Source organism: Amycolatopsis sp. NPDC104863 (assembly GCF_055582965.1).
In genome coordinates, this window is record NZ_JBVJOW010000007.1 from 439668 (window position 1) to 465065 (window position 25398).

22 protein-coding genes and 1 pseudogene are annotated in these 25398 nt (G+C 70.8%); 8 read left to right on the top strand and 15 right to left on the bottom strand.

Annotation, left to right across the window (positions count from 1 at the left end; genetic code table 11):
* Positions 1–2 precede the first annotated feature (2 nt).
* The 4 genes and pseudogenes from ACZ63J_RS35335 to ACZ63J_RS35350 form a co-directional block, all read right to left on the bottom strand.
* A complete protein-coding gene (locus ACZ63J_RS35335) occupies positions 3–1028 on the bottom strand; it encodes an ABC transporter permease (protein ID WP_465399056.1) in 1026 nt (341 codons plus the stop codon).
* Positions 1025–1945, bottom strand: a complete 921-nt coding sequence (locus ACZ63J_RS35340) for a sugar ABC transporter ATP-binding protein (RefSeq protein ID WP_465399191.1) — start codon at positions 1943–1945, stop codon at positions 1025–1027. Before ACZ63J_RS35340 ends, ACZ63J_RS35335 begins: the two co-directional genes overlap by 4 nt.
* Before the next feature lie 102 nt (positions 1946–2047).
* Positions 2048–2518, bottom strand: a pseudogene (locus ACZ63J_RS35345) (ATP-binding cassette domain-containing protein); the annotation flags it as partial.
* Positions 2519–2632: 114 nt separating this feature from the next.
* Positions 2633–3607 carry a substrate-binding domain-containing protein gene (locus tag ACZ63J_RS35350; protein WP_465399057.1) on the bottom strand — a complete coding sequence of 325 codons (975 nt, stop codon included), beginning with the start codon at positions 3605–3607 and terminating at the stop codon, positions 2633–2635.
* Positions 3608–3975: 368 nt separating this feature from the next.
* On the opposite strand from ACZ63J_RS35350, the gene ACZ63J_RS35355 reads away from it, so the two are divergent.
* Positions 3976–5103, top strand: a complete 1128-nt coding sequence (locus ACZ63J_RS35355; protein WP_465399058.1) for a CapA family protein — start codon at positions 3976–3978, stop codon at positions 5101–5103.
* A 128-nt stretch (positions 5104–5231) separates the two neighbouring features.
* Here the strand turns inward: ACZ63J_RS35355 and ACZ63J_RS35360 are convergent, their stop codons facing one another.
* The 4 genes from ACZ63J_RS35360 to ACZ63J_RS35375 are packed head-to-tail and all read right to left on the bottom strand — an operon-like array spanning position 5232 to position 9218.
* Positions 5232–6248, bottom strand: a complete 1017-nt coding sequence (locus ACZ63J_RS35360; protein WP_465399059.1) for a family 2 encapsulin nanocompartment cargo protein polyprenyl transferase — start codon at positions 6246–6248, stop codon at positions 5232–5234.
* Positions 6245–7636, bottom strand: a complete 1392-nt coding sequence (locus tag ACZ63J_RS35365) for a family 2B encapsulin nanocompartment shell protein (RefSeq protein WP_465399060.1) — start codon at positions 7634–7636, stop codon at positions 6245–6247. Before ACZ63J_RS35365 ends, ACZ63J_RS35360 begins: the two co-directional genes overlap by 4 nt.
* Entirely contained in the window at positions 7633–7815 is a 183-nt protein-coding gene (locus ACZ63J_RS35370) for a hypothetical protein (RefSeq protein ID WP_465399061.1), read from the bottom strand. The genes ACZ63J_RS35365 and ACZ63J_RS35370 overlap by 4 nt, the downstream gene beginning before the upstream one ends.
* The gene (locus ACZ63J_RS35375; RefSeq protein WP_465399062.1) at positions 7815–9218 is read right to left on the bottom strand and encodes a family 2B encapsulin nanocompartment shell protein; all 1404 of its coding nucleotides are present in this window, start codon (positions 9216–9218) and stop codon (positions 7815–7817) included. The genes ACZ63J_RS35370 and ACZ63J_RS35375 overlap by 1 nt, the downstream gene beginning before the upstream one ends.
* A 452-nt stretch (positions 9219–9670) precedes the next feature.
* Here ACZ63J_RS35375 and ACZ63J_RS35380 point away from each other — a divergent pair, with 452 nt between their 5' ends.
* The 3 genes from ACZ63J_RS35380 (at position 9671) to ACZ63J_RS35390 (ending at position 13352) form a co-directional block, all read left to right on the top strand.
* Positions 9671–10435, top strand: a complete 765-nt coding sequence (locus tag ACZ63J_RS35380) for a bestrophin-like domain (protein WP_465399063.1) — start codon at positions 9671–9673, stop codon at positions 10433–10435.
* Positions 10432–11685, top strand: a complete 1254-nt coding sequence (locus ACZ63J_RS35385) for a DUF6923 family protein (RefSeq protein WP_465399064.1) — start codon at positions 10432–10434, stop codon at positions 11683–11685. The genes ACZ63J_RS35380 and ACZ63J_RS35385 overlap by 4 nt, the downstream gene beginning before the upstream one ends.
* Before the next feature lie 92 nt (positions 11686–11777).
* Positions 11778–13352: an esterase-like activity of phytase family protein gene (locus tag ACZ63J_RS35390; protein ID WP_465399065.1), complete on the top strand. Its 1575-nt coding sequence runs from the start codon at positions 11778–11780 to the stop codon at positions 13350–13352.
* Here the strand turns inward: ACZ63J_RS35390 and ACZ63J_RS35395 are convergent.
* Positions 13349–14371: an autoinducer 2 ABC transporter substrate-binding protein gene (locus ACZ63J_RS35395; protein WP_465399192.1), complete on the bottom strand. Its 1023-nt coding sequence runs from the start codon at positions 14369–14371 to the stop codon at positions 13349–13351. The genes ACZ63J_RS35390 and ACZ63J_RS35395 overlap by 4 nt on opposite strands.
* Before the next feature lie 622 nt (positions 14372–14993).
* Between ACZ63J_RS35395 and ACZ63J_RS35400 the strand changes: the two genes are divergently transcribed.
* Positions 14994–15449 carry a DUF4396 domain-containing protein gene (locus ACZ63J_RS35400; protein ID WP_465399066.1) on the top strand — a complete coding sequence of 152 codons (456 nt, stop codon included), beginning with the start codon at positions 14994–14996 and terminating at the stop codon, positions 15447–15449.
* Positions 15450–15478: 29 nt separating this feature from the next.
* Here the strand turns inward: ACZ63J_RS35400 and ACZ63J_RS35405 are convergent, their stop codons facing one another.
* The 6 genes from ACZ63J_RS35405 to ACZ63J_RS35430 all read right to left on the bottom strand — a co-directional run bounded on the left by ACZ63J_RS35405 (position 15479) and on the right by ACZ63J_RS35430 (position 22277).
* Positions 15479–16714, bottom strand: coding sequence for a glycoside hydrolase family 88 protein (locus ACZ63J_RS35405; protein WP_465399067.1), 1236 nt, complete (start codon positions 16712–16714; stop codon positions 15479–15481).
* A gap of 104 nt (positions 16715–16818) precedes the next feature.
* Positions 16819–17151 (bottom strand): BBE domain-containing protein, encoded by a 333-nt coding sequence (locus tag ACZ63J_RS35410; RefSeq protein ID WP_465399068.1) that lies wholly within the window; start codon positions 17149–17151, stop codon positions 16819–16821.
* 424 nt (positions 17152–17575) lie between these two features.
* Positions 17576–17779, bottom strand: a complete 204-nt coding sequence (locus tag ACZ63J_RS35415) for an FAD-binding protein (protein WP_465399069.1) — start codon at positions 17777–17779, stop codon at positions 17576–17578.
* Complete coding sequence (locus tag ACZ63J_RS35420) at positions 17749–17916, bottom strand: hypothetical protein (RefSeq protein WP_465399070.1); 168 nt, start codon at positions 17914–17916, stop codon at positions 17749–17751. The genes ACZ63J_RS35415 and ACZ63J_RS35420 overlap by 31 nt, the downstream gene beginning before the upstream one ends.
* A 119-nt stretch (positions 17917–18035) precedes the next feature.
* Entirely contained in the window at positions 18036–19256 is a 1221-nt protein-coding gene (locus ACZ63J_RS35425) for a hypothetical protein (protein ID WP_465399071.1), read from the bottom strand.
* 87 nt (positions 19257–19343) lie between these two features.
* On the bottom strand, positions 19344–22277 hold the full coding sequence (locus tag ACZ63J_RS35430; protein ID WP_465399072.1) for an AfsR/SARP family transcriptional regulator: 2934 nt from the start codon (positions 22275–22277) through the stop codon (positions 19344–19346).
* Positions 22278–22387: 110 nt separating this feature from the next.
* Between ACZ63J_RS35430 and ACZ63J_RS35435 the strand changes: the two genes are divergently transcribed.
* The 3 genes from ACZ63J_RS35435 to ACZ63J_RS35445 are packed head-to-tail and all read left to right on the top strand — an operon-like array spanning position 22388 to position 25298.
* Positions 22388–23044: an SH3 domain-containing protein gene (locus ACZ63J_RS35435; protein ID WP_465399073.1), complete on the top strand. Its 657-nt coding sequence runs from the start codon at positions 22388–22390 to the stop codon at positions 23042–23044.
* Positions 23045–23076: 32 nt separating this feature from the next.
* Complete coding sequence (locus ACZ63J_RS35440; protein WP_465399074.1) at positions 23077–24648, top strand: alkaline phosphatase D family protein; 1572 nt, start codon at positions 23077–23079, stop codon at positions 24646–24648.
* A gap of 23 nt (positions 24649–24671) precedes the next feature.
* Positions 24672–25298: a TetR/AcrR family transcriptional regulator gene (locus ACZ63J_RS35445; protein ID WP_465399075.1), complete on the top strand. Its 627-nt coding sequence runs from the start codon at positions 24672–24674 to the stop codon at positions 25296–25298.
* The last annotated feature ends 100 nt before the right edge of the window (positions 25299–25398 follow it).

The following is a 25398-nucleotide window of genomic DNA, read 5'->3' on the forward strand; positions in this document are numbered from 1 at the left end:
CGCTACTCGGGCAGGCCGACGCGGCGCTCCCCGCTGCGCAGCTGCTGCAGCACGACCGCGATCACCAGCAGGGCGCCGTGCGCGACGTTCTGCCAGAACGGGTTGATGCCCAGCCCGGACATGCCGTTGTCGAGCACCCCCAGGATGATCACCGCGAGCACCGTCGAAATGATCGACCCGCGGCCGCCCTTGAGCATCGTGCCGCCGAGCGCGGCGCCGGTGACGGCCTGCAGCTCCAGGCCTTCCGACCCGGACACCGGCTGGCCCGAGCCGGTGCGCGCGGTGATCAGGACGCCCGCGACCGCCGCGACGACACCGGCGAGGGCGTAGACGCCGATGATGTACCGGTTGATGTTGATGCCGGCCAGGCGGGCGGCGGTGTCGTTGCCGCCGATCGCGTAGACGTTGCGGCCGATGTCGGTGTACTTCAGCAGGAAGTGCAGGGCCGCGGCGACGATCAGGAACACCCACACCAGCGACGGCAGGCCCGCGATCGCGCCCTTGGCCAGGAAGATGAACAGGTCGTCCCCGCCGGTGTAGCCCTGCGACTTGCCGTCGGAGATGACCTGCGCGATGCCCTTGTAGGTGGCCAGCATGGCCAGCGTCGCGACCACCGGGTTGACCCGGCCGAAGATGATGATCATGCCGTTGACCAGGCCGCAGAGGATGCCGACGCCGACCGCGGCGAGGATGCCGACCTCGGCGTTGCCGGTCGAGGTGAACACCATCGCCGAGATCACCGAGGCGAGCCCGGCCATCGAGCCGACGGAGATGTCCAGCGCGCCCAGGATGATCACCAGGGTCTGCACCAGGGCGAGCAGCCCCATGATGGTGATCGCGCTGCCGATCAGCAGCAGGTTGTTGGTGCGCAGGAAGTTGTCGTTGAGGATGCTCAGCAGGACGATCAACGCGATCAGCGTGATGATCAGGCTGGAGTTCTGCACGCCGATGCCGGTGAGCACACGGCGCGCGGCCGACGGCTGGGGCGGCGCGGCGGGGGCCGCGGTTTCCTTCGTGGGGGTGCTCATGCGCCGATCTCCTGGGCTTCTTCCACGGCTGGTTCGGTTTCGGGGATGGCGAGGGTCAGCACGGCTTCCTCGGTCGCGTCGTCGCGGCCGATCTCGCCGGCCAGGCGCCCGGCGCGCATCACGAGGATGCGGTCGGCGAGCGTCAGGACCTCGGGCAGGTCGGAGGAGATGACCAGCAGGGCGATGCCCTCCGCGGCGAGGCCGTCGATGATCCGGTAGATCTCGGCCTTCGCGCCGACGTCGACGCCGCGGGTCGGCTCGTCGAGGATCAGCAGCTTCGGCCGCCGCGCGAGCCAGCGCGCCAGCACGGCCTTCTGCTGGTTGCCGCCGGACAGCTTGCGGACTTCCTGCTCCATCGACGGCGTGCGCACGCGAAGCTCGCGGATGTACTCCTCGACGAGCGCGCGTTCCTTCGCGCGCTTCACGACGCGGAAGCGGCGAAGACGATCCAGCACGGAGATGGAGATGTTGTCGCGCACGGACCGCTGCATCAGCAACGCGTCCGTCTTGCGCTCTTCGGGCGCGAAGCCGATGCCCGCCTTGACGGCGTCACCGGGGTTGCTCGCCCGCAAGCGTTTGCCGTCCAGCTCGACGGTCCCGGAGCGGATCGGGAGGTCCCCGACGATCGCGCGCGCCAGCTCGGAGCGTCCCGCGCCGACCAGCCCGGCGAGGCAGACGACCTCACCCGCGCGGACCTGCAGCGAGATGCCGGTGACGTCGTCGGTCGTGACGTCGTCCAGCTTCAGCACGATGTTGCCGGTGTCCTGCGTGACGCGGCGTTCGAGGGCCGAGAGGTCACGGCCGATCATCATCCGCACGAGGCCGGGTTCGTCGGTCTCCGCGACCTGCTGGACGCCGACGAGCTTGCCGTCGCGCAGCACCGCGACGCGGTCGGCGAGCTGGAAGATCTCCTTCATCCGGTGCGAGACGTAGACGACCGCGACCCCGCTGTCGCGCAGCCGCCCGATCAGCCGGAAGAGCGCCTCGACCTCGTGCTCCGACAGCGACGACGTCGGCTCGTCGAAGGCGATCACCTTCGGCGGGGTGGCCGCGGTGAGCACCCGCAGGATCTCGACGATCTGGCGCTGGGCGGCCGACAGCTTGACACCGAGTGTCGCCGGGTTGAGCACGCCTTCGAAGCCGTACTCGGCGAGCGCGTCCTGCGTTGCCTTCAGGAGCGTGCGGCGGTTGAAGACCCGCGCCTTGGCCGGGAGCTCGCCGACGAAGACGTTCTCCGCCACCGAAACGTGCGGGATGATCTCGGGTTCCTGGTAGATCACGCGCACCCCGGCGGCCATCGCCGCGCGCGGGGTGTCGAAGGTGACTTCGGCGCCGTCGAGGAGCAGGCGGCCGTCGTCGGGGCCCTGGTCGCCGGAGAGGACGCGCAGCAGCGTCGACTTCCCGGCGCCGTTCTCGCCCATCAGCGCGAGGACCTCGCCGGAGCGGATCTCCAGCGAGACGTCGTCGAGGGCGGTGACGCCGGAGAAGCGCTTGCCGATGCCCTCGACGGCGAGCGCGGGTGAAGAGGAGGACATGGTGATCCTTCGGCGGTGGGGCCCACGGGCGGCACTTTCACGCCGAAAGTGCCGCCCGCGGGAGCTCGGTCAGGTGCAGTTGACGCCGGCCTGCTTGTAGTTGTCCTTGTTGACGATCGTGGTCTTCGCGATCGTCTCCGCGGGCAGTGCCTTGCCGTTCTTCACCTTGTCCACCAGCACCTGGATCGCCGAGCGGCCGACCTCGGCGCCGGAGATGTAGAGCGCGGACTTGTTGCCGGTGTCCTTGCCGGCCGCCCAGTCCTTGCAGTCGAGGTACGCGCCGAGCCCGACACCGATGATGTTGTTCGCCTGCACGCCGGAGTTGGCGAGCGCGGTGACCACGCCGGTCTCGTTCTCGTCGTTGCAGCCCCAGACGACCCAGTGCTTCACACCCGGGTTCGAGCCGATCACGGCGCCGGAGCGGTTCTGCGCGTCGACGGGGGAGTTGTCGGTGCCGACGTCGATCACCTGGACGTCCGCGCCCGCGGACTTCGCGAACGCCGCCTTCGAGGCGTTGACGCGGTCGGTGCAGACGGTGAGGTCCTGCTTGTAGGCGCTGATGATCTTCGTGTCGGCGGCGGACCAGCCGGCGGCCTTGAACAGCTTCCCGGCCTCGGTGCCGACGGAGTCGCCCATCTGGCTGCCGTTGAAGCCGACGAACGGGGCCTTCGCGCCGGTGCCGTCCTTGATGACGTCGTCGGAGGCGATCAGCGGGATGCCGGCGCTCTTGGCCTTGTCGATCACCTGCGGGCCGATGGCCTGGTCGGGGACGACGATGGCGACGCCGTTCGCGCCCTGCGCGACCGCGGCGTCCAGTTCGGTGATCGCCTTGTTGGCGTCCTGGCCGAGGTTGACGACCTTGAGCTCGACGCCGAGCTCCTTCGCCTTCTCCTGCGCCCCCTGCGCCTGCTCGACGAAGTACTGCTGGTCACCCTGTTTCTGCAGGTAGTACAGGGTGATCTTGCCGTTGGCGGGCGCCGACTGCTGCGGTGCCGCGGTGTCCTTGCCGGAGGAGCAGGAGGCCATCAAGACACCGGAAATCAAACAACAACCAACAACGCTCCAGGTGCGGAACCTGTGCGAGTGTGGGGACATCGTTGCTCCCAAGGAGGCCGAGGTTCGAATGGCGCGTGGGGGCGCCGGTGGGTGACTGGTATTACAAAACACCCGTTCGTGGAGCGTCAAGGTGGAGTTAGCGGAGCGAGACCTACTCTCCGTGATCAAATGACCGCGCGCGCTCGGCCATTTATAGTATTTTTTACCCGCTGTCCTGGGCGTTGTCCGGTTTTGTCCTGTGCGAATGTTGTGATCGGTGTTGTCGACTGTGGTGCGATTGGCCGCTGACCGGGATGCCGTCTCTGCCGGATTCGCCCGGCTGGCAGGATGACCGGACCACGCCCGGAGGGGGACCGATGACGAAGCACCGCGTCGCCGCGCTCGCCGGTGTCGCCGTCCTGGCGGCCGCCTGCAGCAGCCCGCAGCAGTCCGGCCCGGCGCCGACGCCGTTCCCGGAGACGCCTTCTTCTTCGGTCGCGGCGGCGCCCGAGGGGTCGTTCAGCGTCGTCGCCACCGGTGACGTCCTGATCCACCCGGCGCTGACCGAGCAGGCCGAGGCCGACGGCGGCGGGAAGATCGACTACCGCCCGCTGCTGGCCGGGGTCAAGCCGCTGATCTCCGGCGCCGACCTGGGGATCTGCCACCTCGAGACGCCGCTGGCGCCGGAGGGCGGGCCCTACAGCGGGTACCCGTCGTTCAGCGCGCCGCCGGAGATCGCCGACGCGCTCAAGGACACCGGCTACGACACGTGCTCGACGTCGTCGAACCACACCATCGACCAGGGCGCCGACGGGGTGAAGCGGACCCTCGACAAGCTCGACGAGGTCGGCCTCAAGCACACCGGCTCGGCCCGGTCGGCCGCCGAAGCCGCGAAGCCGCTGATCCTCGACGTCCACGGGGTGAAGGTCGCGCAGGTGTCGTACGCGTTCGGCTTCAACGGCATCAAGGTGCCGGCCGGAAAGCCGTGGCTGGCCAACCAGATCGACGTCGACGACGTCCTGGCGGCGGCTCGGAAGGCGCGGGAGGCGGGCGCGCAGGTCGTGATCGCGAGCCTGCACTGGGGAGTGGAGTACCAGCACGACCCGACGGCCGAGCAGCGGTCGCAGGCCAAGAAGATCCTGGCGTCGGACGACGTCGACCTGATCGTCGGCCACCACGCCCACGTGGTCCAGCCGTTCGAGAAGATCGGCGACAAGTGGGTGGCCTACGGGCTCGGCAACAGCGTCGCCCGCCACTCCGACCCGCGCGGGGACACCGAAGAGGGCGCGGCGGCGCGTTTTCGCTTCGTCCGCGACGGCGACCGCTGGAAGGTCGACAAGGCCGAGTACGTCCCGACCTACATCAAGCTCGACGCCCCGATCCGCCTTCTCGACTTGTCGACAACCCCGGCGTCCGCGCAGGTCACCAAGGCCCTGGCCGACACGGACAAGAACATCCTGAGTCTCAAAGCCGACAAATCCGGCCTAACCCGCCCCGGCAAGTAGGGGCATCACGCGTGATCAGGAAGGCATCACGCGTGATTGAAGGGGCATCGCGGTGATGCCCGTCCAGTCACGCGTGATGCCCCGCCAATCACGCGTGATGCCTGTCCAGTCACGCGTGATGCCCCTGATCAGTGGGTGCGGGTGGTGATCAGGCGGGCCAGGGCGGCCAGTTCGGCGGCCGGGCGGGGGACCGGGTTTTCCGCGGCCAGCTCGCGAAGTCCCTTCGCCACCAACGCGGCGGCCTGGGCCTGGCTCCACTGGCGGCCGCCGCCCTCGTCGACGAGGGCGGCCGCGCGAGACAGCTCCGCCTCGTCGAGCGGGTCCGTGCCGCCGTAGAGCGACGCCAGCTCCGCGCCCGCCGCGGTGCCGGACGACAACGCCGTCACCACCGGCAGCGACTTCTTGCGGTTCTGCAGGTCCGAGTACACCGGCTTGCCCGTCTCGACGGGGTCGCCCCAGATCCCGAGCAGGTCGTCGACGTGCTGGAACGCCAGCCCGACCGACCGGCCGAACTCGCCGAACCGCGCCACCGTGTCGTCCCGGCCGCTGAGCAACGCGCCGAGCTCGCACGACGCCGCGATCAGGGCCGCCGTCTTGCCGCCGGCCATCCGGACGCACTCCGCGGGCGTGACGTCGTCGCGCTGCTCGAAGTCGAGGTCGGCGGCCTGCCCTTCGAGCAGGTCGAGCACGCCCTGGGACAGCAGCTTCGCGCCCTCGGGGGTCAGCTGCTCGAAGGCCAGGCTCAGCAGCGCGTCCCCGGCGAGCACCGCCGGGCCGGTGCCGAACACCGTCCACGCGGTCGGCCGGTGGCGGCGGGTCGTGTCGCCGTCCATGACGTCGTCGTGCAGCAACGAGAAGTTGTGCACGAGCTCGACCGCGACGGCGGCGGGGACGGCGTCCACCGGCTCGGCGCCCACCGCCTCCGCACACAGCAGCACGAGCGCCGGCCGCAGGGCCTTGCCGCCGTCCGCCGAAGTCGGCTCACCCTGAGCGTCCCACCAGCCGAAGTGGTACCCGGCGATCCGCCGCATCACCTCCGGCAGCCCCTCGGCGGCGACGCGCAGCGCCGGGTCGACGAGGCTTTTGCTCCAGGCCAGGACGTCGGCGACCGGACGGGCCGCGGTGCGCGTGTTCATGGCCGTCATGATCGCCCGATTTCGACGTCGTCGAGCACGCCGAGCGCGTCCGGGACGAGGACGGCCGCGGAGTGGTAGGCGCTGACCAGGTAGGAGGTCACCGCGCGGTCGTTGATGCCCATGAACCGGACGTTGAGCCCGGGCTGGTATTCGTCGGGTAGGTCTTTGGGGCGTAGGCCGATGACGCCGGCGTCGTCTTCGCCGACGCGCATGGCCAGGATCGAGGTTGTCCCGGTGTCGGTGACGGGGATCTTGTCGCAGGGCAGGATCGGGACGCCGCGCCAGGCCATGACGCGTTTCCCGTCGAGCAGAGCGGTGTCGGGGTAGACGCGGGTGGCGGTGCATTCCCGCCCGAACGCGGCGATCGCGCGCGGATGGGCGAGGAAGAACTTGGTTTTGCGGCGTCGGCAGAGCAGGTCGTCGAGGTCGAGGGGGGTGGGTGGGCCGGTGCGGGTGGTGAGGCGGTGTTTGAGGTCGACGTTGTGCAGCAACCCGAAGTCGGTGTTGTTGACCAGTTCGTGTTCTTGCCGTTCCCGCAACGCTTCCACGGTCAGCCGGAGTTGTTGTTCGAGCTGGTTCATGGGGTGGTTGTAGAGGTCGGTGACGCGGTTGTGCACGCGCAGCACGGTTTGCGCGACGGCGAGGTCGTATTCGCGGGGTGAGGGGTCGTAGTCGACGTAGGTGCCGGAGAGGATCGGTTCGCCGTCGTGGCCGGCGGAGAGGTCGATGTTGGCTTCGCCTTTGGGGTTCTGCGGTTTCCGTGGCCGCCCGATCGCTTCGGCGACGTGGGCGCGCAGGGATTCCGATCGGCCGTTGAGGCGGGCGTAGGCCGCAGCGGGCAGGACGAGGGCGATGACGCGGGTGGCGGCGCGGGCGGTGAACGCCCATGTCGTGTCGTCCCGGGCGAGCAGTTCCGCGCCGAGGTGGTCGCCGTCGGTGGCCGTGCCCAACGTCGTCTCGTCGCCGTATTCGCCGCGGCCGTGGCGGGTGACTTTGCCGTGGGCGATGAGAATCAGCGTGTCGAGCGGTTCGCCGGCGGTGAGCAGGGTGGCGCCGGGTTCGTATTCGCGTTGTTCGAAGGCGTCGGCCAGGGCGGCCAGGGCTTGTTCGTCGCCGAAGCCGCGGAGGAGTTCGAGTTCGGTGAGTTCGGCGGGCACGACCTGGACCCGGGAGCCGGTGGTGAAGAAGCTGACTTTGCCGTCGCCGATGGTGTAGGTGAGGCGGCGGTTGACGCGGTAGGAGCCGGCGGGGACGTCGACCCAGGGCAGCTGGGAGAGCAGCCACCGGGTGGTGATGCCGCGCATCTGCGGCAACGACTTCGTCGTCGTGGTCAGCGTCCGGGCGGCTTTGACCCCCAGCGAAAGCTGGGCGGACGCCGGTTCTTCGGTGACTGTCAAGGTTTCACGCGCCGATCGGGTTCAGGCGGTTCGGGTAGACGGGTGCCCGCGGTCTTCGGCACGATCCGGGCCGCGGCCGTGCCGAGCCCGGTCGGCCCGAAGGCCGACGGCGGCAGGCCCGGCCCGGAGCGCGGCGGTTCCGCGTCGGGCTTGCGGGGCGGCGTCGCAGGCTCGGGCATCACGCCTCCCGGCCGATTTCGGCGCTTTCCAGCACCGCCAACGCATCCGGCACCAGCACCGCCGCCGAATAGTACGCCGACACCAGATACGAGATGATCGCCTGCTCACTCACGCCCATGAACCGCACGTTCAACCCCGGCTGGTACTCATCCGGCAACCCCGTCTGATGCAACCCCACCACACCCTGGGCCTGCTCCCCGGTCCGCATCAGCAACACCGAACTGGTCCGGGTTTCGGTCACCGGGATCTTGTTGCACGGCAGGATCGGCACCCCCCGCCACGCCGGCACCTGATGCCCGCCCAGGTCCACCGCGTCCGGATACACCCCGGCCTTGGTGCATTCCCGCCCGAACGCCGCGATCGTCTTCGGATGCGCCAGGAAAAACCCGGGGTCCTTCCACACCAAAGCGAGCAGCTCGTCGAAGTCGTCGGGGGTCGGCGGTCCGGTCCGGGTCGGGATCCGCTGGGCGAAGTCGGCGTTGTGCAGCAACCCGAAGTCGGCGTTGTTGACCAGCTCGTGTTCCTGCCGCTCCCGCAACGCCTCCACCGTCAGCCGCAGCTGCTGCTCGATCTGGTTCATCGGCTGGTTGTAGAGGTCCGCGACCCGGGAATGGACCCGCAGCACCGTCTGCGCCACCGACAGTTCGTATTCACGCGGGGAGGCTTCGTAGTCGACGAACGTGCCCGGCAGGGTCGGTTCCCCGTCGTGGCCGGAGGCCAGGGAGATCTCCGCTTCGCCGTGGTCGTTGCGGGCACTGGCCCCACCCGCGACATAAGCATCCAGATGCGCCCGCAATGTCTCCGAACGCGAGAGGACGTCGTCGAACACGTGCCGGGGGAGGGACAGGACGGTGCAGGTGGTGACGGCTTTGGCGGTGAACTCCCAGATCCCGTCGGTGCGGACCAGGGTGGTGTCGCCGAAGTAGTCGCCGTCGGCGAGGGTGCCCAGGACGGTCTGGTCGCCGTAGGCGCCGGTGCCGACCTTGGTGATCTTGCCGTGGGCGATGAGGAACACCTGCTCGGCCGGGGACCCGAACTCGACCAGCGCGTCGCCGGGCTGGTATTCGTGCTGGGTGAAGCGGGAGGCGAGTTCGGTGAGGACCTCTTCGTCGTCGTAGCCGCGCAGCGGGGCGAGCTCACCGAGTTCGGGTGGGATGACACGGACGTCGGCGCCGGTGGTGGTGAAGGTGACGCGTCCGTCGCCGACGGAGTAGGACAGGCGGCGGTTGACGCGGTAGGCGCCGCCGGAGACCTCGACCCAGTTCAGCAGTTTGAGCAGCCAGCGGGAGGAGATGCCCTGCATCTGCGGGACCGACTTGGTCGTGGTGGCCAGGGTGCGGGCCGCGGCCCGTCCGAGGCTCAACGGCGCCTGTTCGGTCTCCACCGGGTCGGTGACAGTCACAGCGAGAACCACCTCATCATCAGCGCCGGCGCGCGGGCGCGCCGATCATGACCTGCTATTTCCGGGTAATCGAGCGGATTCGCGACGCCGCGAAATCAAGATAGCAACCGCGCTCCCGCGCACAATGACACGATCGGGTCACCCGTGCGGGTCACCTGGTTGCCGTCCGCCCATTTCGGACACCCATGAGGACAGAGCCGACGCCCGTCGTCACCCCGTGTCCCTGGGTGTCACTCGTTAGGGAAAACCCGCAGCTCGTAAGGGGAATCAGCGGTCGCCGTGGGCAGCGGTGGAAGGGTGGGGCGATCGTCCGGCTGCGCCGAACCGGCGATAACATCGGCGCGGGTGAGGCCACCCGGATGAATTCGAACAATTCCCGGTTGTCCCGTCAGAAACACGTGACTAACTTGAGCGCTCCGGCGCTGAATACGCGCGGTGCGGAAAGGACCTGGATGAACATCTTCGTGGCCGGCGGTCTCTGGGTGGCCGGCGCGGCGCTCGTCGGGGGCCTGATCGCGTACCTGGTGCGCCGGTTCGGCTGGGACGAGGGCCGGCCCGACAACAACGACGCCGCGGGCCAGGTGTTCACCATCGTCGGCGGGCTGCACGCGGTGCTCGTCGCGTTCGTGCTGATCTCCCTGTTCGACTCGGTCGGCGCCGCGAGCCAGGACGCGCAGACCGAAGCCGACAGCCTGATCGCCGCGACGTGGGCGGCCGATGCGCTGCCCGCCGACGCCAAGGACCGCGTCCACCAGCTCGCGATCGCCTACGCGAAGACCGTCGAACAGCAGGAGTGGCCGCGGCTGGCCGACGGCGGCGAAGTGCCCGAGACCGGCTGGACGCAGCTCGACCAGATGCGCCAGGCCGTCGCCGCCGCGGAGGTCGACGGCGACTGGCAGGTCGACCGCAAGACCGAGACCAGCAACCAGCTCTGGTCGGTTTACCAGGCCCGTCAGCAACGGCTGGCGAACTCCGGCGGCGGCGGGGTCGGCGCGGTCGTCTGGTTCGCGCTCATCCTCGGCAGCCTGATCACCGCGATCCTGCTGCCCAACCTCTTCGGCGGCACGCGGCTGGCCGCGCACATCATCATCGTGTCGACGCTCGCCGGCACGATCACGTTGCTGCTGTTCGCGATCTACCAGCTGCAGAACCCGTTCAGCGGCGGCGCGAAGGTGCCGCCCGAGGCGTTCACCTCGGCGCTGGAAAGGCTGGCTTGACCGGCAGGCGGGCCCGCTGGGCGGCGATGCTCGGGGTGGCCGCGGCGGTGTCGGCCCTGCTCGCGGCGACCGGCTGGCTCGCGCCGTCGTCGAAGCGCCCGGCGGCCCAGGCCACGGACGGCTGCACGATCCTGCAGGCGGAAAACGAACGTGCGGGCGCGCCGACGACGTTGCGGCTGCTGTCCCTGCCCGGCGGCGCGACCAAGCGGCTGACGCAGGCGAGCTACTGGATCAACGCGATGGGGTACTCGGCGGCGCAGGACGTCGTTTACGGCGTCGCCGACGGCACCCGCGGCGGCCGGTACGACCACGGCGCGCACGCCGTCCGGATCGACGCGTCCGGCGAGGTCACGGACCTGGGTGTGGTCGGCCGCGCGGGCACGCCGCACCCGGTGTGGAGCCAGGTCACCGGCGCCACGGCCGGCGCGATCGCCGGAAACCGCTGGTACGTCCGGCAGGACACCGATCTGTACACAGTGGACGTCGACCCGGCGAGCGCGGACTACGTGCGCGTGGTGCACCGGACGCCGCTGCGCCCGGTGTCGCTGGCCGCGGGGGTCGACGACTTCGCGTACGACTCGGCGTCCGGCTTGCTGTACGGCGTCTCGACGACTTCGCGCGGGGATGGCGCGGTGGTGACGCTGGACCCGTCGACGGGCAAGGTCGTGCCGGTGCCGGGGCTCAGCTTTCCGCCGGGCGGCGCGTACGGCTCGGTGGTCCTCGGCCCGGATTCGATCTACGCGACGGCGAACCGGGACGGCCGCCGGAGCGTCACCTACCGGCTGCCGCGCGACGGTTCCGGTGAAGCGGTCGAGGTCGCGACGGGTCCCGCTTTGGTGAGCGGGGACGCGGCAGGGTGTTACGTCGAGGCAGCGCCGCCTCCGCCGCCGTCCACTCCCACTCTCACGCCGACGCCGACTCCGACACCCACGCCTGCACCGAGTCCGGCTCCGTCGGTCACTCCCACGCCGGAGCCGCCTCCGCCGTCGCAGCCACCGCCGGTGGAACAACCGGCGGCGGTGACCCCGACCACACCCACCCCCACCCCGACGCCGACGACCGAGCCCAAGGTGGAGGCGCCGGTCGCGCCGCCGCCGTCCGCGAAACCGCGCGTCCGGCCGACGGAGAAGGCGGCGCCGGTGGTCGAGGACACGGGAGTCCGCACGAAGGAGAAGCGCCGCTGGGGCCTGACGGCCCTGATCCTGATCCTGGGCAGCGGCGCGATGCTGGCCCACCGACGGCACCGTTAACTCCGGCGCCTTCTCGAAGACGGCCATTGTCCACTTCGGCCACTCAGACTCCTCCTCCGGCGCGGGTCCACGCGCCGGAGGAGGAGAAACCGATGAAGCGGGTACGAATCGCCGTGCTGGCCGGGGTGCTGGTGCTGCCGCTGGCCGCCGCGGGGCCGGCTGCCGCCCACGACCACGACCACGGGCCGCGGGCGAAGGACGACCACTACCGGGTGCGGGCCGGGGGGACCGTCCGCGGGGACGTGCTCGGCAACGACCGGTCGGCCACCGCCGTCGTGCGGCACACCGCCGCCGCGCACGGGACCGTGGCCGTGGCCGCCGACGGGACGCTGCGCTACACCCCGGCGCCCGGCTTCACCGGCCGGGACTCCTTCACCTACACCGTTTCCGACGCGGTGAAGCTTTACCCGACGAACTTGCCGCCGCTGGCCACGATCGGCGGGGTCCGGATCAACGGCGGCGCGTACGGCTCCGCGCTCACGCCCGTGCCCGGCGAAAGGGACGAGTTCTACGGCCTGACCGACCGCGGCCCGAACGTCGACGCGCCCGACGGCGGCAAGATCGAGCCGCTGCCCGCGTTCACCCCGGCCATCGGGAAGTTCCGGCTCCACGACGGGAAAGCCGTGCTGGAGAAGAAGATCCCGCTTCGAGCCGCGGACGGCACGCCGTACAACGGCCAGGTCAGCCCGCTGGCCGACACCGGCGAGAAGATCGTCGACCTCGCGGGGAAGACGCTGCCGCAGTCGCCGTACGGGTACGACTCCGAAGGCCTCGTCGCCCAGCGCGACGGCACCTTCTGGGTGTCCGACGAGTACGGCCCGTTCATCACGCACTTCGGCCGCGACGGCCGCGCGCTCGAGCGCCTCTCGCCGTTCGACGGCTCACTGCCGGCCGAGCTGAAGTACCGGGTCCCGAACAAGGGCATGGAGGGTCTCGCGCTGACTCCGGACGGCCGGACGCTGGTCGGCGTCATGCAGTCCGCGCTGCAGCAGCCCGACCTGACGAAGAAGCCGGGCAACGTCACCACGCTGCGGATCGTCACTGTCGACCTGCGGACCCGCGCCACCCACGAGTACCTCTACCTGCTGGACGACCCGGACACGACCGGCACGGCGGTCAGCGAGATCACCGCGCTGTCGGCCACCCGGTTCCTGGTCGACGAGCGGGACGGCAAGGTCGAGCCGGGCGCGTTCAAGAAGCTCTTCGAGATCGACCTGACCGGCGCCACCGACGTCGGCCCGAAGGCGGCGGGCTACGACGCCGTCAAGGGCGGCGTGCTCGTCGGCGGCAAGAGCATCGACGCCTACGTCGGCAAGGACACCACGGCCGACGCGACCAAGCACCTCGCCGCGGCCGGCATCACGCCGGTGTCGAAGAAGCTCCGCCTGGACCTCGGCGCGCTCGTGACGACGCTGGACCCGACCGGCGGCTTCTTCGGCCACGACAAGGTCGAGGGGGTCGCCACCACCGACGGCGGCCGCACGCTCGTGATCAGCAACGACAACGACTTCGGCATCGACGGCGTGACGAACGCGGCCCCGCCGTACACGCTGCACCCGAAGACGCTGCCGGACGGCACGCAGGACGACGGCGAGTACCTGGTCGTCGACACCACGCGGCTCCCGGCGGCCACCAGCACCGCGACGGTCACCATCGACGTGCGTTAGTACTTGAACTGGTCGACGTTGTCGGCGGTGATGAGCAGCGGATCGCCCAGCAGGACGGTCTTCGACGTGAGGTCGTACTTCACCGCCGGCAGCTCCAGGCTCACCTTGTTGACCGGGGCCAGGGGTTTGCCGTCGGCGACCTGCTTGGCCGTCCACGCGGTCAGGTAGCCCAGCGACTCGACGTTCCACAGCACCGACTGCGAGCACGAGCCGTCGAGCAGGAACGGCTTGATCGCCTGCGGCGTGCCGACGCCGACGGTGAACACCTGGCCGATCTTCTGCTGGTCACGCACGGCCTTCGCGACCCCGGGCGCGGAGGTCGTGCACTCGCCGACCATGCCGGTGAGGTCGGGGTGGCGGGCCATCAGCTCCTTGGCGAGGCTAGTCGCGGTGTCCTGGTCTTCACCCGCGTAGACGGTCTCGACGAGCTGAGCCTTCGGGTACCTCGTGGCCGCGTACTCCTTCTGGACCGAGATCCAGGTGTTGAGGTTGGCGGCGGCCGGGCCGCACGAGACGATCGCGTACTTCCCGGCGCCGCCGGTCTTCGCCATCAGCGCGTCGATGAGCGCGGTGCCGATGCCCTTCGCGGTGGCCTGGTTGACGAACACCTCACGCTCGGTGCCGGGGGCGTCGGTGTCCGAGGTGAGCACGTGGATGCCGTTCGCCCGCGCCTCGGCGATCACCGGCGCGAGCGCGGCCGGGTCGTTGGGCGCGACGGCGATGACGTCGACCTTCTTCGCGATCAGGTCCTGCAGGATCTTGACCTGCTCGGCCGGGTCGACGCTCGCCGGGCCGGTCGCGGACCACTCGACACCGAGCTGCTTGGCGGCTTCGAGGCCGCCGGTGTTCATCGCCTCGAAGTAGGGGATGCCCCGCACTTTGGGCACGAAGGCGATCCGGGTCGGCGACGGCTCGGGCGCGCTCCCCAGCGGTTCCGAACAACCGCCGAGCGCGAGCGCCGCACCCAGCAGCACCGTCGCGACCAGCCGGAACGTCTTCGTCGGCCCTCGCATCCCCACCCATTCCTCAGGACTCTCGAACGGTCTGCGCACGGTGGAGACCAAGGGCGAACGTAGGGCCCCGCGTAACTGTGGTCAACGGGATGTGCGCAAAGGGTTACGGAAGTGAGTTCTGCCTGGTGGGTTCTTGACGGGAAACCGCCTGGTCGGCGGTTCTGGTGACGGTGAGTGATGAGGGGTCCGCGTTCGGTGGCTGTGTGTTGACGGCGGCCCGGGTGCCTGGGCGCGCTGGAGTCCGAGATCCGGGTGAGCCTCTGGTCCCGCTGTCTTCTCCTGCTCGCGCCGCCGACAAGGCCCCGGGCCCCCGTATCCAGCCGGACGACACGCGTACCCAGCCGGACGACTCGCACGTCGCCGTTGTGACTCGCAGAACGTGCCACCTCGGGCGCGCTGGAATCCAAGGCCCGAGTGACCTCCGGTCCCGCTCCTCCTGGTCCGCGCCCCGGCCGCCGACCACCCCGAAGTCGCTGGCCCCGTGCCCAGCCGGACGACACGCGTACCCCGGCGGACGACACGTGTACCCGGCCGGACGACACGCGTACCCAGCCGGACGACACGCGCGCGTCGCCGCTGTGACTCACAGAACGTGCCACCAGTACCCCTAGGGGGTATATTCAACCCCATGAGCGAACAGCACGGAGCCTCCTGGCCGACGGCGATCCAGGCGACACTGCACTGCCTCACCGGCTGTGCCATCGGTGAGGTGCTCGGCATGGTCCTCGGCACGGCGTTCGGCCTGCACAACGCCGCCACCGTCGTCCTGTCGATCGCGCTCGCGTTCGTCTTCGGGTACGGCCTCACCATGCGGGGCGTGCTGAAGTCGGGGCTGAGCGCGGCGGCGGCGTTCAAGGTCGCGCTGGCCGCGGACACCGTGTCGATCGCCGTCATGGAGGTCATCGACAACACTGTTGTCGTGGCGATCCCGGGAGCGATGGACGCCGGGCTGGTGAGCTACCTGTTCTGGCTGGCACTGGTGCTCTCGCTGGCGATCGCGTTCGTCGTCACGGTGCCGGTGAACAAGTGGATGATCGGGCGCGGGCTCGGCCACGCGAAGGTGCACGCGCACCACGAGCATTGACAGGGGGAGGTGGCGGCCTCCCCGCGGGGTCAGAGGCTGGACAGGTCGACCGCGCGGTCGACCTTGCGCCGGTCGAGCACCCGCAGGATGCCCTCCAGCAGGTAGTAGTCGGCGTACGGGAGCGACACCTCGATGCCGTCCTCGGCCGGGCGGTTGCGGGTGCAGCGCGCGACGCTCGCCTCGGCCCGCGTGGACTTCGTCGTCAGGCACGTCTGCGACACCGCCGTGAGGATCCGCAGCGCGCTGTCCCGGTACTGCGGGCGGTGCGTGACCTCGGCGAGGTCGAGCAGGCCGCACGCCATGATCACGCCGGCGGAGGCGTCCTTGACGTCGTTCGGCGCCTGCGGGGCGAGGTAGTCCCACACCGGCACCTGGTCGGGGGTCAGCTTCGAAAGCGCGTAGTCCGCGAGCCGCCGGGCCGTGGCCAGGAACTCCTTGTCCCCGGTCCGGCGGTAGATCGTCGTGAAGCCGTAGACGCCCCACGCCTGCCCGCGTGACCAGCACGACGTCGGGCTGTAGCCCTGCACCGTGTTCGGCCCGATCGGCGCGCCGGTGACCGGGTCGAAGTCGAACACGTGCGGGGTCGAGCCGTCCGGGCGCACGAAGTTCTTCTGCGCCGTCTTCGCGTGCGCGATCGCGATGTCGAGGTACTGCGGGTCCCCGGTCTGCTTCGACGCGAACGCCAGCAGGTCCAGGTTCATCATCGTGTCCATGATGACGCGGCCCGCGTCCTTCGGGTCGGTCAGCGCGCCCCAGGCGCGGATGAACTTCCCGGCCGGGTTGTAGCGCTTGATCAGCGACGACGCGGCCTGCACCGCGCCCGCCTTCCACTTGTCGTCGCCGGTGAGCCGCCAGGCGGTCACCCACGACGGGTAGAAGAGGAAACCGAGGTCGTGCGTGCCGGTGTCGTTCTGGCGCGGCGCGAGTTTCTCCGCCGACGCCAGCGCGAGGGTCTTGAATTGTTCGTCACCGCTGTGCAGCCACGCGAGCCACAACTGGCCGGGCCAGAATCCGCCGACCCAGTCGCCATTCTGCGAATAAACCCATTTCTCGAACTTCGTGCCGGTCGGAAACGCCGTGACGCCGGGCGCCACCGCGCGGAGCTTGGCTACTGCGTAGTCGGCCGCTTGGCGGAGCGTCCGGGTGACCGATGCCTGGTCGGAGGCATCGAGGGGGGCCGCCGAAGCGGCCGTCGAGGTGCTGGCGCTCACCGCCACCGCGGCACCGGCCGCGGTGGTCAGCAGGGTTCTCCGGGTAACGCTCACAGGTGCCCGCCATTCCGTGTGGGGAAATGCTCCAGGTGACCGGAAGTTTTCCACAACGGACTGGCGCTTGTACACCCGGCGGATAGTCGTTCACGGTTGTGAATTCATGTTCCGCTCGGCGGGATATTCGCATTGTGGTGGAAGACGTTGCCGAGGTCGTAAGCGTCCTTGACCCGCCGCAGCCGCACGTACTTCGCCGCGCCGTACGACGAGCGCCGACCAGAACGCGCGGGTCCAGGCCCGGTCCGCGGCGTGCAGCTCCGGGGTCGGCGCGACCGCGGTGATCCCGTGAACCGGAACACCGGCACCAGCGACAACGGCGAGGCCTTGCCGGGCAGGTGCGCCGCGATGACGTCGAGGTCGTCGTCGGAGAGCTCGGCGACGGTCAGCGACTTCTCGTAGGCGAAGACTCCGCGCGGGGCGCCGCCGTCGAGCATCTGCTGCAGCTCCGCGTACGGGATCGGCGTGACGAGCTCGAACCGCGCCGGCCGCCCGGCCCGGATCCGCCGGACGACCTCCGCGTGCCGCTCGGGCCCGTCGAAACCGGCGACGATCAGCGCGACCCCCGGCGAGCATCGCGCCGGTGCCCTCGGGCAGCTCCGTGATGACGTCGCGGGCGAACCGCAGCGCGGCGGCGGCCTCGTCGAGGCCCCAGAAGAACAGGCCGAGCTCCACCAGCGGCCCGACCGGGTGCAGCCGGAACTCGAACTCCGTCACCACGCCGAAGTTGCCACCCCCGCCGCGCAGCGCCCAGAACAGGTCCGGGTGCTCGGTCTCGGACGCGCGGAGGATCCGGCCGTCCGCGGTGACGACCTCGGCGGAGAGCAGGTTGTCGACGGAAAGCCCGTGCCGCGCGGTCAGTCAGCCGAAGCCGCCGCCCAGAGTGAGCCCGCCGACCCCGGTGTCGCTGACCGTGCCGCCCGGGGTCGCGAGGCCGTGGTCCTGCGTCGCCGCGTCGAGCTCGGCCCAGGTCGCGCCGCCGCCGACGCGGGCGGTGCGCGCCGCGCCGTCGACCTCGATGGTGCGCAAGGCGCTCAGGTCGACCAGCAGCGCGCCGTCGGCCACGGCGGCGCCGCCGAAGTTGTGGCCGTCACCGCGGGCCGCCGGTCGATCTCGCCGTTCCAGATCCGGCGGGCGTCGTCGCCGTCGCTCAGCACGGTGCCGCGGATCCGCGCCGCGAAGGTGTCGCTGGTCGTGGTCATCGGCCCGGTTTCACCGGGCGCGCGAAAGGGCGAAGGCCCGGCGGAGTCGCCGGGCCTTCGCTGTATCGCGGGGGTGAGGGCAGTCAACCACGCGATGCTCGAGGAGCACTCGAACCGGTTCAGCAGAGCGGGGCGACGGGTTCGTCCGAGCCGGTCTGCAGGTAGGTGTCCGACACGTAGTGGCCGGGGCCGATCCGGTCCCAGATGTTGCTGGTGCCGAACTTGCCGGTGACCGTGTCGCCGAGGGTGTAGCACTCGATGTTGACCTTGGCGTAGTTCGCCGCGAGGCCCTTGACCGCGGCCGACGTGCTCGCGCTCGCCCGGACGTTCATCGGGTCGCCCGCGGTGCTGACCACGCCGGTCGGGCCGGAGCCGGTCCACAGGTAGGTGACGTTCACGTTGCCGTTGTCGGACATGCCGAGCCCGTCCCAGAAGACGCCGTCGGCGAGGTCGATGCCGGCCGGGTTCGCCACCTTGTACCCGAGGCCGCTCTTGCCGCCGTTGTACCCGTTGTAGTACGCGGCGTACGCCTCGGGCTGGCCCTGCGGCAGGTCCTTGAACTTCGTCCGGGTCGCCGCCGGGTTCCAGTAGTCGTCCTGCTCGTTCCACGGGCCGATGTCCCACACCGGCGCGTACTCGCACTTGCTGCCGTCGGTGCGGCAGACGCGGACCGAGTAGGTGCCGGATCCCTTGCCGGACAGGCCCTTCCCGGACGGCAGCGCGACGAAGTGGTCGCGGCTGGTGATCACGTGGCCGTTGGCGGTCGTCCCGCCGATCAGGCCTTCGCGGGTGCCGTAGACCTTGTAGGTCAACGCGGCCGCCGCGGCCAGCGCGTTGGCCTGCGGCGCGTTGTCGGCGCTCAGCGTGATGTTCTTGACCGACGGCCGCACGCCGTCGGTGGTGCTGTGCAGGGTGACGCGCACCTGGACCGAGCCGACGGCGGACTTCAGCGTGGTGCCCGCGGGTGTCCACTCGGTCCAGTCGTTCACGCCGGTCCGCCCGCGGACGTCGACGTCGACCGACGTGCCCTTCGGGGTGTCGGCGGACAGTTCCGCGCTGACGCGGTTGGCCGGCGCGCCCAGCGTGTGCTCGGCGGTGGTGAGGCTGCCTTCACTGCCGGCGAACACCCGCGCGGTTCTGTGCCACGCGGCGTCGGCCAGCGTCAGCGTCCCGCCGGCGGCGGCGACGTTGACGTCATCGGTGTCCACAGTGGACAAATCCGCGGTCCAGCCCGCGCTGCCCGTCGTCGCGGCGTGGGCGGGGCCTCCGGCCAGCGCCGTCACCGCCCCCGCGGCCAGAACCACCGCGGTCACGCGGCCGGTCTTCCTGATCCGGATCATCCCCGGTTCTCCCTTCGCACCTGTTCACTCGAACGTGGCGAAAGACTGACGGGACGGCGTACATGATCCGTACAAGCAGGTTGTGCGTCAGGCGGAGACGATGTGCGGAGGCTCGGCCGGGGCCGCGGCGGGCTCCGGCGGGCGCGACGACAGCTCACGCCAGATCGCCAGCGCGCGCTCCGAGTAGTCCCGCGAGCGTTCCGGCTGCGCCAGCGCCCGGTGCAGCTCGCCGAGCAGCTGCGAAACCTCCGCCTCCGACCGCCGGTCGCCGTTGCGCCGGTGCACCGAAAGCGAGTTCACCAGCAGCAGCTGCGCGTGCGCGAAGTCGCCGCTGTGCAGGCACAGCTCGCCGAGGTTCTGGTTCGCGTACCCGACGCAGTGGTCGTCGCCGAGGTCGGTGAAGATCGCGATCGCGCGGTCGACGTGCTCGCGGGCCGCCGCCAGGTTGCCCTGGTGCTGGAACAGCAGGCCGAGCCGCTTGAAGGCGTGGGCCTCGCGGTGGCGGTCGCCGATCTCCGCCGACAGCTCCAGCGCGTCGGTGAACCAGCGCTTCGCCGCCGCGTAGCAGCCGCGCGACATCCAGACCGCGCCGGCGCCGATGCGGGCCACCGCCTCCCCGTGCCGGTCGTCGGCCTCGGCGAACAGTTTCAGCGCTTCGTGGCAGTGCTCGAGCGAGCGGTCGTCCTCACCCTCGATGCGCAGGATCGTCGCGAGCCCGGTCAGCGCGATGCCGATGCCCGAGGCGTCGCCGACTCGCTCGAACAGCGCCTTCGACTCCTCGAACGCCACCCGCGACTCGGCGTATTCGTCCTGGTAGAGCAGGTACTGACCGAGGTTGCGCTGGACGATCGCCTCGGCGCGCAGCGAGCCGGTCCGGCGGGCTGCGGCGAGGGCGATCGTGTGCGTGGCGTGCCAGTCGTCCTGGTGGCCGCGCAGGTCGAAGTACGGGGTCAGCGCCGAAGCCAGCTGCCACGCCAGATCGTCGAAGCCGTGCTCGGCGGCCAGCGAAACCGCCGCGACGCTCGTGTGCCGCTCGGCCGCGAACCACGCCGCCGGGTCGTCCGGCAGCACGTCGGCGGGCACCGCGGGGCGCGGCAGCTCGTCGTCGCAGTACATGCCGAAGAAGTGCAGCGGCATCCGGCGCGCGGCTTCCAGCGCGAGCGCGAGGTACCCCTCGAGGACCCGGCGAAGCCCGGCTCGCGTCTTCGCCGCGTCACTCTGCTCCACGAGCTCGACCGCGTACACGCGCAGGAGGTCGTGCAGGCGGTAGCGCGGCTGCCCGGCGGAGTCGGAGCCGACGAGCTCGACGAGGTGGCCGTCGACCAGGACGTCGAGGACGTCCTCGGCGTCGCGGCGGCCGAGCACCGCGGCGACCACCCAGCCCGGGAACTGGACCGGCCCGAGCAGCCCGAGCCCGCGGAACGCGGTGGCCGCCGACATCGGCAGCAGGTCGTAGGACAGCGTCACGCTCGCGCGGACGGCGAGGTCGCCGACGCGCAGCTCGTCGAGCCGGCGGTGCTCGTCGCGCAGCCGGTCGGCCAGCAGCCGCAACGTCCAGCCCGGCCGGTGCGTCAGCTTCGCGCCGGCCACCCGGATCGCCAGCGGCAGGTGCCCGCACTGGCGCAGGATCGCCGCGGCGCTCTCCGGCTCGGCGGCCACCCGCTCGGCGCCGACGATGCCCTCCAGCAGCCGCGCGCCCTCGTCTTCGGGCAGCAGGTCGACGTCGACGGCTTTCGCCCCGGCGAGCCCGGGCAGCCGGAGCCGGCTGGTCACCAGCACCGCGCAGGCGCCCGCGCCGGGCAGCAGCGGGCGCACCTGGGCGGCGCTCCCGGCGTCGTCGAGCACCACGCACATGCGCCGCCCGGCCAGCCGCGACCGCAGCAGCGCCGAGCGCTCGGCCGGCTCGCGCGGCAGGCCGGCGTCCGGGATGCCCAGCGCGTGCAGCAGCTCGGCGAGCACGCCCATCGGCGCCCGCGGCGACGACGACGTGCCGGCCAGGTCGACGTGCAGCTGCCCGTCGGGGAACTCGTCGCGGACGGCGTGCGCGATCCGGACGGCCACCGCGGACTTGCCGACCCCGGGCGCGCCCGAAAGCACGATCACCGCCGGGGCGCCGGAGTTCGCGCGCTCCCGCATCAGCGTGACGACCTCGCGGAGCACGTCGTCGCGGCCGGTGAAGTCGGGCAGGTCGAGCGGCAGCTGGCAGACCGGGACGACGTCGGCGGGACGCGGCGCGAGCACGCTCTCCGGCACCAGCGTCGCGCGCAGTTCGCGCAGCCGCGCGCCGGGTTCGGCGCCGAGCTCTTCGGCGAGGACCCGCTCGGCGGCTTCGTACGCTTCGACGGCGTCCGCGGTCCGGCCGGCGGCCCGCAGCGCGACGATCAGCTGCGCCCAGAGCTCTTCGCGCAGCGGGTGCTCGGTGACCAGGCCGCGCAGCTCGGCGACGGCCTCGACGGTGCGGCCGAGGTCGATCCGCGCCCGCAACCGCTGTTCCTGCACCGAAAGCCGCAGCTCGGCGAGCCGGGCGACGGTCGCGCCCCAGCTGTGGTCGTGCGGCAGTCCTTCGAGGACTTCGCCGCGCCATAGCGCGTCAGCCCGGTCGAGGAGTTTGAGAGCGCTCTCGGCGTTGCCGTGCTCGAGCGCTTCCTGCGCTTCGCCGGCCACGGCGGCGAAGGCGAGGTGATCCAGTTCGTCGGGCGACGCGGTCAGCAGGTAGCCGGAGGCCCGGCTGCTGATCCGCTCGCCGAGGGCGGGGTCGATCTCGGCGAACCGTCTTCGCAGGGAGTGCACGTACGTGCGGATGTTCGCCGCGGCCGACCGCGGCGCCGACTCCGGCCACAGCACTTCCACCAGCACGTCCGCCGACACGACGATGTTCGGCTGCAACGCCAGCGCGGCCAGCAGCAGCCGGGGCTTCGGCCCGCCGAGGCCGACCACCTGCCCGCCGGCGGTGACCTCCAGCGGACCGAGGACGCGGATGGTAAGCGAGGTGGTCTCAACCTGCCCGATGAGTTCCCCCATGCCCGGATGTTATTTCCCGGCCAGGCGAACGGATAGATCCATTCGGAGTGTCTGCGCGCAGGCCACGGCCTTTGTACGGGACGTGTACGGCCCGGCGTCACGCTCCCGCCATGAAGCGTTTGAACCTCCGGCGGATCGCCGGGATCGGGGTCGTCCTCGCGGCGGTCGGCGCGCTGGCCGTGGGCGGTGCGCTCGAAGCGTCCGCCGCGGCGACCGGCACCGTCAAGACCGCGGGTGACCCGCTCAACGTCCGCCGGGCGCCCACCGCGGGCGCCACGGCCGTCAAGACCGTCGCGAACGGCGCGTCCGTGACCATCGACTGCCAGCTCACCGGCTCGTCGGTGACCGGGACCTACGGCACGAGCACGTTGTGGGACTACGTGCCCGCGCTCGGCGGGTACATCTCGGACACCTACGTCTACACCGGCTCCGACCAGCGGATCGCGCCCGACTGCGGGGTCGGCACCGGCAGCGGCCAGTGCGCCGACGCGTGCGCGGGGGAGGCGCAGTACCGCTCGTCCGACTCGCATTTCCTGGTCTACGACACCGATGCCGACGGCTACTCGGCCGTCGTCGCGTACTGGCTCAAGGGCGGCGCCGGGCCGTTCTACGTCTGGAACTCCGGTGGTGAGGGCACGAAGGTCGACAAGGCGGTGAGCGTCCCGCACGGCGGCTGGGTCTTCTACAAGGTCTGCGTCGCGAACTACACCACCGCCAAGCCGGACCTGAAGTCCTGCAGCGACGGCATCACCGACTTCGCGGCCTGACCGCGTCTCCCTTCCCCGAAAGGTCTTCCGACATGGTTCAGGTCAACCGGCGCAAGGTGCTCCTCGGCGGGCTCGCCGCGGTCACCGCCACCGCGGCTTCGGCGGCGCTGCCGTCCTGGGCGAACGCCCGCACCACCGCGGCGGCGCCCGCCATCCACGACCCCTTCCAGCTCGGCGTCGCCTCCGGCGATCCGCTCCCCGACAGCGTGGTGCTCTGGACGAGACTCGCGCCGGCGCCGCTCAACGCCGACGGCTTCGGCGGCATGCCGGACGCGACCTACGCGGTCGACTGGGAGATCGCGGACGACGAGGCGTTCTCCTCGGTCGTGCAGAGCGGGTCGGTGAGCGCGGTCCGGGCGTCCGCGCACAGCGTCCACATCGAACCGGTGGGCCTGCAGCCGGCACGCGAGTACTTCTACCGCTTCAAGACTTCCGGCTACATCTCGCCGGTCGGCCGGACGCGCACCGCGCCCGCCGCGGGCGCCGCCGTCAACCAGCTCAAGTACTGCTTCACCTCCTGCCAGCACTGGGAGGAGGGCTACTACCACGCGTACAAGGGCGTCGTCGCCGACAACCCGGACCTGGTGCTGTTCCTCGGCGACTACATCTACGAGAAGAAGTCGGGCCGCGCCGCCGCGGACCGCAACCCGCGCAGCCTCGCCGTCGCCGACGACGCGACCACGCTCGCGCTGTACCGCGCCCGCCACGGCCAGCACAAGACCGACGCCGACCTGCAGGCCGCGCACGCGATCGCGCCCTGGGTGGTGGTCTTCGATGATCATGAAGTGATGAACAACTGGAACGGCACCACTTCGCCCGCGCCCGCCGCGCGCAAGGCCGCCGGGTTCCAGGCGTTCTACGAGCACACCCCGATCCGCTCGACCGCGAAGCCGAACGGCGCGTCGATCCAGCTGTACCGCCAGGTCATGTGGGGCAACCTGGCCCGGTTCCACATGCTCGACACCCGCCAGTTCCGCAACGCGCAGGTGGCCGACCCGTCCGGCTCCACAGGCCCGGCCTGCACCGACATGCGCAACACCTCGCGCAGCATCCTCGGCAGCACCGAAGAGGCGTGGCTGCTCAAGCAGTTCGAGTCGCACCCGGCCACCTGGGACTTCCTCGGCCAGCAGGTCTTCTTCGCCACGCGGGACGGCGACGGCAACAAGGCCACCTGCGAGAGCCCCGACTCCTGGCAGGGCTACGAGGCTTCGCGCGACCGGATCGCGAAGGGCTGGGTCGACCGGAAGGTCGCCAACCCGGTCGTGCTCACCGGCGACGTCCACCGCCACTGGGCCGCCGACCTGCGCCTGGACTACTTCGACCACAGCGACCCGCTGATCGGCTCGGAGCTGGTCACGACGTCGGTGACGAGCAACAGCGACGACGCGGCCCCGCCGAGCGCGGCCTGGCTGGCGAACAACCCGCACATCAAGTACTGCAAGGGCGAGCGCGGCTACGTCCGCGTCACGACCACGCCGTCGCAGATGCGGGCGGACTTCATGACCACCTCCGACACCAGCGTCTACGACCCGGCGAAGGTCGTGATCAAGAACGACGTCAGCTACGTAGTGCAAGCGGGGAAGCCTGGCCTGCAGAAAGTCTGAACCGCAACGCTACGCTGTGTGACGTGACCGATGAACTGGGCCTGCGGGAGCGCAAGAAGCTCCGCACGCGGGCGGCGATCTCGACGGCGGCGATCGGGCTCTTCCTGGAGCGCGGGTTCGACGCCGTCGGGGTCGCCGAAGTGGCGAAGGCGGCCGAAGTGTCCAAGCGGACGCTCTTCGCGTACTTCCCGACCAAGGAGGACCTGGTGCTGCACCGGTTCGCCGACCACGAGACCGACGCGGCGGACGTCGTCCGCGCCCGCCGGCCGGGCCAGGGGCCGCTGGCCGCGCTGCGGGAGGCGTTCCTGCGGGGGCTCGACGAGCGTGAACCGGTCACCGGGCTGTGTGACGAGCCGGCCGTCGTCGCGGTGTTCCGGCTGGTCACCGGCACCCCGGCGCTGGTGGCGCGGCTGGCGGCGTTCACGTCGGCGGGGGAGTCGGCACTGGCGGCCGCGCTCACCGAGGCCGGTGTCCCGGCGCGCGACGCGGGTCTCGCCGCCGCGCAGATCGCGGCCGTGCGCCGGCTGCTGGCCACGGCGAACATGGACGCCGTCGCGGCCGGGGTCCCGGCGGGGCGGCGGCTCCCGGAGGCCGTCGAGGCGGCCGAACGGGCGTTCACCTTGCTCTCCTCCGGCGTAGGTTTTCCGTGACCGCCGTCGATCATGACGGATTCATGGGCACGGCCGTGCGCCACGCACGGTTTCCTCGGGCCCGACGGAGGTAGACTCCGGAAATCTTGACGAGGACACC